General features: G+C 39.1%; 12 protein-coding genes and 1 other RNA gene. 2 read left to right on the forward strand and 11 right to left on the reverse strand.

Annotated elements, in window-relative coordinates:
• Positions 1 to 85: 85 nt before the first annotated feature.
• Positions 86 to 538, reverse strand: coding sequence for a hypothetical protein (locus OC25_RS01335; RefSeq protein ID WP_039470945.1), 453 nt, complete (start codon positions 536 to 538; stop codon positions 86 to 88).
• Between the two features lie 79 nt (positions 539 to 617).
• Positions 618 to 1,394 carry an XRE family transcriptional regulator gene (locus tag OC25_RS01340; RefSeq protein WP_039470948.1) on the reverse strand — a complete coding sequence of 259 codons (777 nt, stop codon included), beginning with the start codon at positions 1,392 to 1,394 and terminating at the stop codon, positions 618 to 620.
• 133 nt (positions 1,395 to 1,527) lie between these two features.
• On the opposite strand from OC25_RS01340, the gene OC25_RS01345 reads away from it, so the two are divergent.
• Positions 1,528 to 1,878 (forward strand): GIY-YIG nuclease family protein, encoded by a 351-nt coding sequence (locus OC25_RS01345; RefSeq protein WP_039470950.1) that lies wholly within the window; start codon positions 1,528 to 1,530, stop codon positions 1,876 to 1,878.
• Positions 1,879 to 1,952: 74 nt separating this feature from the next.
• Here the strand turns inward: OC25_RS01345 and OC25_RS01350 are convergent, their stop codons facing one another.
• The gene (locus OC25_RS01350) at positions 1,953 to 5,105 is read right to left on the reverse strand and encodes a peptidase MA family metallohydrolase (RefSeq protein ID WP_039470954.1); all 3,153 of its coding nucleotides are present in this window, start codon (positions 5,103 to 5,105) and stop codon (positions 1,953 to 1,955) included.
• Positions 5,106 to 5,277: 172 nt separating this feature from the next.
• Complete coding sequence (locus tag OC25_RS01355) at positions 5,278 to 7,731, reverse strand: transglycosylase domain-containing protein (RefSeq protein WP_039470956.1); 2,454 nt, start codon at positions 7,729 to 7,731, stop codon at positions 5,278 to 5,280.
• A gap of 143 nt (positions 7,732 to 7,874) precedes the next feature.
• Between OC25_RS01355 and OC25_RS01360 the strand changes: the two genes are divergently transcribed.
• Positions 7,875 to 8,753 carry a polyphosphate kinase 2 family protein gene (locus tag OC25_RS01360; RefSeq protein ID WP_039470958.1) on the forward strand — a complete coding sequence of 293 codons (879 nt, stop codon included), beginning with the start codon at positions 7,875 to 7,877 and terminating at the stop codon, positions 8,751 to 8,753.
• A gap of 4 nt (positions 8,754 to 8,757) precedes the next feature.
• Here the strand turns inward: OC25_RS01360 and rnpB are convergent.
• From rnpB to OC25_RS01390, 7 genes are all read right to left on the reverse strand, one after another.
• An RNA gene (gene rnpB, locus OC25_RS26665) (RNase P RNA component class A) lies at positions 8,758 to 9,137 on the reverse strand.
• Positions 9,138 to 9,245: 108 nt separating this feature from the next.
• On the reverse strand, positions 9,246 to 9,704 hold the full coding sequence (locus OC25_RS01365) for a PIN domain-containing protein (protein WP_039470960.1): 459 nt from the start codon (positions 9,702 to 9,704) through the stop codon (positions 9,246 to 9,248).
• Positions 9,688 to 9,915, reverse strand: coding sequence for a UPF0175 family protein (locus OC25_RS01370; RefSeq protein WP_039470962.1), 228 nt, complete (start codon positions 9,913 to 9,915; stop codon positions 9,688 to 9,690). The genes OC25_RS01365 and OC25_RS01370 overlap by 17 nt, the downstream gene beginning before the upstream one ends.
• A gap of 23 nt (positions 9,916 to 9,938) precedes the next feature.
• Complete coding sequence (locus tag OC25_RS01375; RefSeq protein ID WP_039470963.1) at positions 9,939 to 10,361, reverse strand: c-type cytochrome; 423 nt, start codon at positions 10,359 to 10,361, stop codon at positions 9,939 to 9,941.
• A 157-nt stretch (positions 10,362 to 10,518) separates the two neighbouring features.
• Complete coding sequence (locus tag OC25_RS01380) at positions 10,519 to 11,169, reverse strand: SCO family protein (RefSeq protein ID WP_039470964.1); 651 nt, start codon at positions 11,167 to 11,169, stop codon at positions 10,519 to 10,521.
• A gap of 129 nt (positions 11,170 to 11,298) precedes the next feature.
• Complete coding sequence (locus OC25_RS01385; protein WP_039470966.1) at positions 11,299 to 11,559, reverse strand: YHS domain-containing protein; 261 nt, start codon at positions 11,557 to 11,559, stop codon at positions 11,299 to 11,301.
• A 107-nt stretch (positions 11,560 to 11,666) separates the two neighbouring features.
• Positions 11,667 to 12,098, reverse strand: coding sequence for a hypothetical protein (locus OC25_RS01390; RefSeq protein WP_039470968.1), 432 nt, complete (start codon positions 12,096 to 12,098; stop codon positions 11,667 to 11,669).
• Positions 12,099 to 12,101 lie beyond the last annotated feature (3 nt).

Genomic DNA, 12,101 nt, shown 5'->3' on the forward strand with positions numbered 1-12,101 from the left:
CAAAAATACAGAAAGCGTGCTGAATAATCAGAACGCTTTCTAAAATATGACGAATTAGCTTTTTGGTTAAAGCCAATGTAATGAATTAGCCTTGTGTTGGCGGGTTAGAAACCACCGGAGCTTTATCTTTTCTGTGCTGACCCATTCCTTTTCTCATTTTTCCTGCTTTTTCTTTGGCTTCTGCACGGAAAGCATCCATTTTGGTTTTTTGATCGGCAGTTAACACCGCATCTATTTTAGCTTTTTGTGCATCCATAGCTGCTTTGCGATCTTTCATTTTACCTTTCATATCGCCCTTGTCTGCATTTCTCCAGGTATCCATGGTTTTTGCATTTTCCAGTTGGATGGCATAAATTTTCGACTTCTGATCGGCAGTTAAGCTCAGCTCTTTTTCCATTTTGGCTGTTACTTTTTCCGCACGCTGTTCAGCTGTCATTTTAGGCATTTGTCTTCTGGCCCTTTTTGTAGTGTCTTGTTGAGCAAATGCAGCTGTTAGACCCATCACTGCAATTGCTATTGTTAAAATTGCTCTTTTCATGTTTAATTTTTTTATGTGTTTGTTAAATCAATAGATATAAAAAAAGGTAAACGGTTTAATCGGAGCCTGTTAAAAAATGTTAATTCTTATTCAATTGCGAAATTGATTTCTGCATTTGGGCCATCATTTGGGTTAAGGTTTCCATTGTTGGATCTGGTGCAGGTTCCGGTAATGCAGTAGAAATATAGGCTTTTGCTTTCCAGATTTCTAAAATATCTTCTGCGGCAATGGTATAAGCATCGTACACCTTATTGTCGGAAATTAATTTCAGGTCTTTGTTCTCTTTAAAACGGTTACCGGCTCTTTTATATACTACGCCTTCATTTTTGCTGATAATGACATAGGTTTCACCTGTTTTTACTTCGTTCCAGTTATCTAAATATTCGCCGATAATTACGCTGCCTGGCTGCACAGGTAACATACTATCGCCCATAATTTCGAAAGCACGGAAAGTACCTTGTCTTAAAGCAGGTATAGGCAACTGGAATTTAGGCAGGTCGCTGATATATTGTGGATCTGAAAAACCATTCAGGTAACCAGCGCTTGCTTTAACGGGTACTAATTCTATATTCTCGCGGTCGTGCTGATCGACAGAAATACTTAGTACCCTCAGGTTAGAACCCTGGCTTTTTGGCTTCGGTTTCCAGCTGTCCGATATTTTTTCATTGATGAATTCGTCAATGGTTAAGTCAAAATATTCTGCTATTTTTTTTAGTAATTCATATTTAGGCTCAGCACGGTCTTCCTCGTAGGCGCCGATTAAAGATCTTTTGATTTCCATAATATCAGCGAAATTTTGCTGTGTATGGCCTTTTTTCTTCCTGAGGTACTTTAAATTATTTGAAATATTTGACATAAAAATAAATTTTAAAATAAATTTGGAATTACTAAAATAGTTAGTAATTTTATGCTCATAAAGTTAGTAATATTATTTTGAATTGCAAGAAGATATACTAAATAGTTTAGTTTTAATTTTTAAATACAAGATCATGAAAAAGTTTGTTTATATCGTTACCGACAGAAATCGCACCAGTATGCACGTAGGCATGAGTTCTGATTTGATTAAGACATTGGATTTCTACAAACAGATGCCAAACTTATTCTTTGATAATGGAATGCAATTAACCCGTTTAGTTTATTTTGAAGAGTTTAAATCTGAAGCCCAGGCTTTAGCCCGTTTTAAAACCATTAGCAGATTTACCCGCATGCAAAAGGAACGTTTGGTGCGCTCATGTAATCCTGATTGGATTGATTTAACCATCGGGCTTGATTTTGAAAACATCCTTTTACACCGCAACATCACCAACCAGGTGAAGTTATCATTCAATAGCTTATCTTAACAAAAACATACCCTACAAAAAAAAGCGATCAGTTACCCGATCGCTTTTTTTATGCCAATGATTTTTGACTATGATTACCAGCCTGGTGCAAAGGTTAAACCAAATACACCAGCTTTAACATCTTTACGCTGAAAAGGAATGGCGTAATAAGGTTCTAATACAAAATAACCAAAAACGTTTACCCGTAACGATACACCAACACTTAATGCAGGCACACGCTCATTGGTGGTTTGGTATGAACCAATAACAGCTCCGCTATCATCTTTTACAGGAACATCGGTATAAGTGGGCTCACTTTTAAAAACCACTTTAGTATCGTTTGTCCAGGCTACGCCGGCATCAAAGAAAAGGTTTAAATCAGAGAATAAAAATTTAGAAGGAACCGCTGCCAGTTTTTTAGGTCCGGTAAAAGGTAAACGTACTTCGAAGTTAACTACAGCGATTTTACTTCCGCTTAGCTGGTTAATATCAAAAGATTCTGAAGCTCTTGCTGATGTTGTTTTGTAAATCGAGTTAGATTCGTAACCCCTGATGAGGTATGGATAACCCAGGTACATTGGGTAAAGTTTATCAGCATCTTTACCGATTCTTAACGTATTATAACTTCTTACGGCAAAGGTAACCGGTTTAGCTCTCCAATATTTGCGTAAATCGGCAGTTACACCAGCAAAATTGTAAGTACCTAAAAACTTCTCTCCACTTACGCGATACCTGAAACCATCAAGCGGGGCTGTTAATCCAAAAATGGAATTGTCGCCTACAAAACCTGCGTTTAACTGGAACAGGGTAAAGGCATTAAACGGAATACCATAATCTAAGGATGCCTGTTCGTTTGATATTTTTGTACGGTCAGATCCTACAAAAAATCCGTTAGGGTTGTAGTAATTGCTGTAGCGGTCTACACGATAGCTGTAATGCGAAAAGGCACCTCCGAGCTCAAAACGATGAATTTTGCTAAAAGGATAGGCACCAAAAACCTGTATCTGATCTTCGAATGTTCTGATGATATCGGTACGGTAATTAATGGCATCAGTTGTTTGATTGGTACCGGTAGGCACTTTTTCAAAGCCGTAAGAACTAAAACCAGAAACGTAAGGGATGTGCGAAACAGCAACTCCCCAGTTAATTCTGCTTTTTTGATTAATATAACCTACTAAACCTCCAAAATCATAAATTTCTCCGTTTACCGAAAGGTTGGCAATAATCTGGTTGGTACCCAATATATCGCTAAACATACCTACTATACCTCCCGAAACACCAGTTCCGAAACGGCTGGTAGATACGCCAACTCCGCTGTTTGCCAGATAATCTAACCTGAATTTCGGTCTGTAAGGAACTACTTTCATTGAATCGGCCACCGTTTTTTCGAAACGATCGAAATTGTTCAGGTTTGAATTAATGATGTTTACACCAATGTTTTCCATCGGCGGTAAAATCGCTGCATCGAAATTTTCTTCCTGATTGCCAATGCGTTTGGCTTTAAAGCTGCTCAACTTCGCATTATAAAGCGTGTAGCGTTGATAACGGTAATAACTGTAAACAATATCATCGGTTGCCGATACCGAAATGGCCGGCGAAAATTCGGTGATGCCACTGATTCCGGTAAAGTAATCAGTTAACTGGTCTACAGTATTATCGGCAAAGTTGTATTTGTATAAATTCCTGAAACCATCTCTGTTTGATAAGAAATAGATGTTCTGGCTGTTTGAAGAGAATTGTGCATTCAGGTTATTAGCGCCCGGAAATACATTCAGATTGGTAACCGTTTTGGCTGCAATATCGTAAACAGCCAGATTGATTGGAAGCACTGCATTTACTGTATTGGCCTGAATGGCGGCGCGATCTGATGAAAATACCAATTTTTTACCGTCAGGAGAGTAGCTCGGTGCGTAATCAGAATAAACATCATCGGTAATTTGGGTAACTGTTTTGGTATCCAGATTATAAGAGAAGATGTCGCTCTGGCCTTCAACCATACCAGAGAATGCCACATCCTTTCCGTTAGGTGCCCAGGTTAAATTACCAAATTGCTGTACTTTGCCCATGGCTGTTTGCGATACGGTAGAGCCGGTTGCTACATCTACAACCATCATCTGGTTTTTACCATGACTGAAAATACTAAAGGCAAACTGTTTACTGTCTGGCGACCATGCTCCGGCCGATTCTATAAAGTTGAAATCATCAATGTGGCCATTAGAAATCTGACTGGTTAATTTTCTGATAATCCTGCCGGTTTTGGCATCTGCAAGGAACAAATCGATACCGAAGAGATCTTTTTCCGACATAAAAGCCAGGTATTTACCATCGGGGCTCAAGGCAGGGGCAACGTTCATGTTCCCGGCATTTTTATTGTCGATAATTTTGGTTCCGGTAATTTTAATCTGCGAGCTGTCAGCCTTTAACATTGGCTTGTAGTGTGCATCAATTGAGTTTTTCCACAAACCTGATAAGGTTTTGTCATCGTAACCAAAAGTATATTTAATGGCATTCTCGTAACCATATTTTGCTGTGTTCTTAAATAGCGGAACAATTGTGGTATCGCCATACTGTGAACCAATGTAGGTCCAGAAAGCCTGGCCATAACGGTACGGAAAGTATTTATTGGAGTTGGTTAAGTCTTTTAATGAAGGAATATCGCGGTTTAACATGGCATCGCGCATCCACATCGAAGTAAAGGCATCTTTTTTACCGATTGAAAGGTACTCGGCCATCCCTTCAACCATCCAAAGTGGCGTTTGACCCACATTTTCGAGACTGATTGAATCTTTTTCCAGTAAAATATGATATTGAAAAGCGTGTACCAACTCGTGACCTAGAACGTGTCTGGTTTGACTGTTCAGCTCCATAACCGGCATAATTACACGGTTTTTTAAAGCTTCGGTAACCCCGCCGGTACCAATTCCAATTTCTCCATTTAATGCGGTAGTTTGTTGAAAATCAGGATGGTTGTTGTATAAAATAATTGGGTTTTTCTTTAAGAAAGTATCTCTGAAAACCTCCTGATGCATTTTATACCAGGTTTCTGCATCTTGCGAGAAACGTTTCAGGAGCTTTGGGTTTTTAATGTAGTAGTAAATTTCGAAGTGCGGGGTTTGCAAAACCTCAAAATCCAGTTTTTTATATCTGACCTTATTTTGGCCAAAATACTGGGCTTTAACAGAAAGTGAAAGAATAAGCAGGAGCGATAGTACAGCATATCGCTTTAATAAAGTAGAGCCTATTTTCATACGTGTAGTTTTAGTATCGATGTTCAGTAATTTACGAAAATGGAATGGTATGAGATTCGAAAAATAAAAATAGCAATTGTTTAAAAGACTATTTAAATTTTAACATTTTTTTAAAGTTTTTCGGCTAACCAATTGCTTTTGGTTAGCCGAAAATTTATATGGGGAAATTCCCTTAGTTGTTGTTATTATTCTCGTTCTTTTTCTTTTCACGCTCTTCCTGGCGTTGCTTTCTTCTCAGTTCGCGTTCTTCCTTTTTGGTTAAAGGTACGGTTGCGGCAGGTGGGGTTTGAACTGGTTCTTGTTTCTTTTCCTCTTTTTTCACCTCAGGTTCAACTACCACAGGGGTTGCCGTTTCAGGTGTTTCGGGAACTGCAAAATCAGTCGAATCAACCACTACGCTGTCGGTTGAAGTAGTGTCTCTAACAATTTGCGGGCTAGGGCAGTTGTAGGTGCGGGTAATATCAACTGTGGCTTTAGGGAAAGCACCGTAAGTATATCCAGTGGATGGATCGAGGTAAACTTTTTCCATAAATTTGGCAAAAATAGGTAAGGCCGTTCTCGAGCCTTCTCCCTGTTCGCCATTTTTAAAGTGTGCAGTACGTTCATCACAACCTACCCAAACACCAGTTACCAAATCTTTGGTTAAGCCCATGTACCAGGCATCAACATAATCAGATGAAGTTCCGGTTTTACCACCAATCTGGTTGTTTTTCTTAAACAGGTTTGGCCATTCCCAAAGGGCCTGAGAAGTTCCTCCGGGTTCTTCCATTCCCCCACGGAACATGTAGGTCATTAACCAGGCTATTTCTTCGCTTAAAACCCTTTTGGTTTTTGGCTTAAATTCGTCAATTAAGTTGTTATCCTGATCGGTAATTTTTTCAACTAAAATTGGCTCGGTTCTCACGCCTTTATTCATGAAAGTAGCATAAGCCTTTACCATTTCGTAAACCGTAACATCATTTGAGCCTAAGCTTACCGAAGGCACTGATTCTAAATGACTATCGATACCACATTCGTGCGCATATTTTACCACGTTATCCCAGCCAACCTTTTCGGTAACCTGTGCGGTAATGGTATTTACCGATCTGGCCATGGCCCATCTTAAACTCATTTCGCGGTAAGTAACGCTGTAATCGGCATTTTTAGGTTCCCAGTATTTGGTTTGTCCTTTGTCCTGGTAGGCAATTTTAACTGGTTTATCGGTAAACTTGTCGCAAGGGCTCATACCTTGTTCTAAAGCTGTAAGGTAGGCGAAAGGTTTAAAAGTTGATCCGGCCTGACGTTTGGCCTGGTTTACGTGATCGTATTTGAAAAATTTATGATCGATGCCGCCTACCCAAACTTTAATTTTTCCGCTGGCAGGTTCCATGGTCATCATACCGGTATTCATGATTTTTCCATAATAGCGGATCGAATCTAAGGTAGAAAACAAGGTATCACGGTCGCCTTTGTAGGTGAAAATCTGCATCCTTTTCTTTTTATTGAAATAGGCCAGTACAGAATCAGGATTATTTGGAAATTTCTTTTGTAAAAGTGCATAGACAGGCAGATTTTTCATTGCCCTATCCGGATAATCTACTTTTTGCTTTTCAGAATCGTACCACGGATCTTCGTTACCCCACACACTGTAAAACCTGCGCTGTAAAATCCGCATTTGGTCTGCAACGGCTTCTTCAGCGTACTTTTGAAGTTTAGAATCGATGGTCGTATAGATTTTTAAACCATCTTCGTATAAATCGTAACCGTTATCGGTACACCATTTTTCGAGATATTTGGCCACGGCAGCCCTTAAATAAGAATCGCCATCGCTGCCATCCTGCATTTTACCTTCTTTGAGTTTAATGGGTTCTTTAGCTAGCTGGATTAAACTGTCTTTGCTCAGGTAATTGTATTTGTTCATCTGGGCGAGTACCACATTTCTTCTCTCCAGTGCTTTTGCCGGGTTTTTAGTTGGATTGTATAGCGTAGTTCCTTTTAGCATACCAACCAGCATCGCCGCATCAGTTGTGCTTAGGTCTTTAGCTTCTTTATCGAAATAAATCCTGCTGGCTGTTTTTATGCCATAAGTATTGTTACCGAAAGAAACGGTATTGAGGTACATTGTAATGATGTCGTTCTTCGAATAATTAGATTCGAGCTTTACAGCTGTCATCCATTCCTTTAATTTTACAATCAAAGTACGCACCAGCGGTATTTTTACCAATAAACCCTGCGATTTGTTGTAACGCGTACGGTACAGGTTTTTGGCCAGCTGTTGTGTAATGGTACTGGCTCCGCCATCTTTACCTAAGCCAACAACTGCACGCCCCACGGCCTGCACATCAATTCCCCAATGTTTGTAAAAACGTACATCTTCTGTTGCCACGAGTGCATGTATTACACCTGGTGCAATTTCTTCGTAATTTACCGGGGTTCTGTTCTCTTTAAAGTATCTGCCAATTAATTTTCCGTCGGCAGTATAAAGCTCTGAACCCACACGTAGGGTGGGCGCTTTGATGTCGCGTACACTGGGAGAATAGCCAAACAGCCACAAAAAATTAAGTTGGAGCGCAGAAAAGAAAATTATTACAAAAAATAAAACTATGGAAGAATAACGTAAGTACTTGTTTTTTATCTCTTTAAACATATTGGTTAAGATGATCTTATAGTAAATGCTAAGGCGCTAAATATAAAAAAACTCTGTATGCAAATTAACGTATTTAATTTACTTATTTTTTAGTTCTATATTTAAATTATTGATGCACCTGTTTATTTAAAATACGTATAGGTATGAAAAACGAATTTAAGGGATTAATTGTACAAGGAGACAAGAAATTTTCATTAAAAAATCATAAAACCGACTTCACCGGAGGCTACAATAAGGAAAAAGCGAAGGATGCTTTGGTAAATTCGAAAATAGAATTAAGCCATTTACAGGAAAAATTATATGCTGCAGGAAAACATTCGGTTCTGATTATTTTTCAGGCCATGGATGCAGCCGGAAAAGACAGCGCGATAGAACACGTAATGAGTGGATTAAACCCACAGGGTTGCCAGGTGTACAGTTTTAAAGTGCCTACTACAGAAGAATACCAGCACGATTTTTTGTGGCGGCATTATAAGGCTTTACCAGAACGTGGCCGTATCGGAATCCACAACCGTTCGCATTACGAAAATGTACTGGTGTGTAAAGTACACCCAGAATATGTTTTAAGCGAGGATATTCCGGGGATTACCGATGTGAAAAAGATCAATAAAGATTTTTGGAAACAACGCTATCAAAGCATTAGAAATTTTGAACAACATTTAACGGCCAACGGTACCGTGATTCTGAAATTCTTTTTAAATGTAAGCAAGGATGAGCAGAAGCAGCGCTTTTTGGATCGGATAGAAGACCCTACCAAAAACTGGAAATTCTCTTCGGGCGATATTAAAGAAAGGGCATTGTGGGATAAATACATGGAAGCTTACGAGGACGCCATAAATGAGACCAGTACTGCTGAATCGCCATGGCATGTTATTCCGGCCGATAAAAAATGGTTTGCACGTTTGGCCATCAGCGAAATTATTGAAGACAGATTGAAAAACCTGGACTTAAAATTTCCGGTATTGGGAGAGGAAGAAAACTTAAAACTTACTGAAACGAAAAATGCTTTATTAGCGGAATAAAATAAAAAAATGCAGGTCTATAAGCCGGGTTCTGTGTCTCGGTTGCCCAAGATTTCTATCATTTATCCACTATAAACGTTGCCGTTTATCTCTAACGACCTACCCACTAACATCGGACGGGCAGCCCTACGTGCGTTAGCCTATTTGGTCTTTCAACTCCCGGGGTTTACAATCCGCTGCAGTCGCCTGCAGCGCTCGTGCGCTCTTACCACACGTTTTCACCCTTACCCCGACCTAAGCCAGGGCGGTATATTTTCTGTTGCACTAATCCGTAATTCAGGTTTTCATTCCTGAACCCCTTTCCGTTAGAAAGCGAGATGCCCTGCGTTGCCCGGACTTTCCTCTCTCCCGGTAAACCGGGACAGCGATAGAACAACCTGCATTTTGCGCAAAGATGTGGTTTTTTAGGCAGAAAGGAGCAATGAAGTAGAAGTTTTTGTATTTACAGCTGATCTTTCCAGATTTCGGTTTCCCACCTCGCCATACGAACACTTATTCATTCGCATTCGCATATATTTCTTTCAATACTTTATCCGAGAACCTAAAATTTGTTTGCTGTATCTTCTCAAAAATTGGCTTTATGGAAATGATAAGTCCGACGTTTTTTGCCTTTAAAATGATTCCTAATGTTCCCGTAAATAATAGGTTTAGCCTTTTTGCCATTTTTCTGCCTTTGTTATCGTCGAGGATAAGAAGCGATGGTGCTGATTCAATTGCTAAAGTAATGGCACTTGCTTCTCCGGCATCAATATCTAAAGAATTTTGAAAGGTGGTATTTTTAGGTGATTTGATTTCAACCCAATCGGGTAAAGGAGAACCAAATTCTGCAGCAATAGTAGCTGTAGTGGTGATTTTAGTGAAAAGTAACTTTAAAAGATTTAGTTCTCCGATTTTTTCAAGCAAAATGAAGCAGCTCGTATCAGCAATGACTATTTCATATTTTTTCTGCATCACTTAACATTTCAGAAGCAGGATAGTTCAATAGGGAAACGCCATAATCAGTAAGTAATTCTGAGAAGGTACGCTTTGATAAACCAGCCATGGCAGCTGCTTGCCCAAGTGATAATTTCCCAGATTCAAATAGCTTTGCAGCAATGAAACGCACGGTATCGTGTTCATGCTCACCTAGACTATCCGGAACTTGCAGTGTTATCGTTGTCATGATTTAAATATACGAAATATTATTTACTTGCAATTCTGCAATTGCTTCGAAACCTCGGTATAAGGTACAAATCCTTGCTTATTACCGAAAGAATTGGTGATGTAGACCATTACCTGAGCCACATCAATATCGGCCAGTTCGGGGAAGGCAGGCATTTTTTCTTTGTATTCCTTACCATGAATAACCAGAGTTTCGTTGGCACCGTTTTTAATGAAACAAGCTAAACGGTTTTTGTTGGTTTTTAAGAAAACCGAATCGGTTAAAGGAGGGGCAAGTTCACCTAATCCTTCGCCGTTCTCTCCATGACAGTTCTGGCACCTGCTTTTGTAAATGTCTTTTCCGTTCGACATGTAATTTTGCAGATCGATGGTTTCCTGGTTTTGACAGGATACGATGATGGCGATAACAGCAAATAAAAAAATGGAGTTAATGATGTACTTGCGCATGTATTTTAGTTATTAACCACAGATAAGAACAGATGAACACCGATTTAAATATTTATCTGTGTTTATTCTGTATATCTGTGGTTGAAAATAAGGTTTGTATTTACAACTGTAGCCAAAAAAAACATTTTCGTGCTAATCCGTGCTTAAAGTCAATGTTCTACTTTTTGTATTCTGCCAGTAAAACCGGGATGTCTTTCTTTAATTGCTCAACCTGGTCTTCTTTGGTGCCATCGTAAGCGCCACGAATCCGACGGTCTTTGTCGATTAAAACCAGATACCCCTGGTGAATGTAGCCATCTTTAGCCGTGCTGTCTTCACCAACCGCCACCAGGTAATTTTTTTCGGCCAAAGTATAAACACTGTCTTTGGTACCATAGAGAAACTGCCATTTCGGACCATCAACGCCTAGTTTTTTTGCGTATTTTTTTAAGGCTGAAGGTTTGTCGTATTTAAAATCAATAGTGTGCGAAACAAACATCACATCGGGGTTGCTTTTAAAATCGTTGTAAACCGTCATTAAGTTGCGGTGCATGGTAGGGCAGATGGTGGTGCAGGAAGTGAAAAAGAAATCGGCCACATATATTTTTCCGTCTGTTGCTTTATTGGTTGTTAAAACACTATCCTGGTTTAAGAAAGCCCAGTTGGGAATGGTTTGATAAACTGTATCAATTTTTTCTACCCCGGCGGCATCTTTAACTACTTCTGCATGGCGTTCGCCATAAAAAGGTAGTTTTTTTTCTTGCTTACAGGCGGTAAATATAGAAACGAACAACAGGCTGGCTGCTGCATAAGAAATGATTTTATTCATGTTTTGAATTTAAAAATGTAAATATACGATCTTAGTTTGCTTGAGATATCGTCATGCTGAATTTAATTCAGCATCTCTTTAAGGTGAGGCCCTGAACCGATAGCTATCGGTTCAGGGTGACGAAGAGGTTTATTTCTTTACAAACTTGGCCGGTTCTGCAATAAACTTCTGCTTACAGCTTTCTGAACAGAAATAGTAAGCTTCTTTATTGTAAACGGTAGTTTTTGCTGTGGCTGATTTTATCTTCATTTTACAAACAGGATCGATCACTACTTTTTTAGCCGAATCAATCACGTTTGCTTTTTGTTTGGTGATGATTGGATTCGCATTTATTTTCAAGACAAATGTGCTTAATCCCATCAGGATAATTGCTATACTTAATTTTTTCATATCTATTGTTTTATGGAAAGTCCGAAGTCGGAAGTCAGAAGTAAATGTGCATATTCTTGCTTACCAGCTTACACCATATCTTCTGTCTCCGGTCTCCCGACCTCTGACTATTTAATATTGTAAACTTTTAAAACTGAATCTGATTCGCGGGTAACCTTAATGTAACCATCTTCTACATCACGGATTTTAATCATCTGCGATTTGTAATAATCCAGGTCTTCCTGTTCGGTTTTGCCTTTAAAATCATCTTTAAAAAAATGCATCCAATCCATCATTTTTTCATCTGCAGCATTTAAACGGGCAATTACATCACTTACTTGCTGTTTGGCAGCAGTAGAATCAGGTGATTTTTTTAGTTTATCGGAAAGCAGCAGGGTATCGAGCTTCATTTTGTTTTTTACCACTTTTTCTCCGTCAACCATCAGCTTATCGTGGATATTTAAAACTTCTTTACGTACTGCTTCGGCATTGGGTTCCGTTTTGCAGGAACTGAAAAGGATAGCTAAAACGCCGATTGCGGTTGTGATTTGTCTTTTCATATT

Origin of the sequence: Pedobacter kyungheensis (assembly GCF_000812965.1) — a bacterium.
Lineage (GTDB): Bacteria > Bacteroidota > Bacteroidia > Sphingobacteriales > Sphingobacteriaceae > Pedobacter > Pedobacter kyungheensis.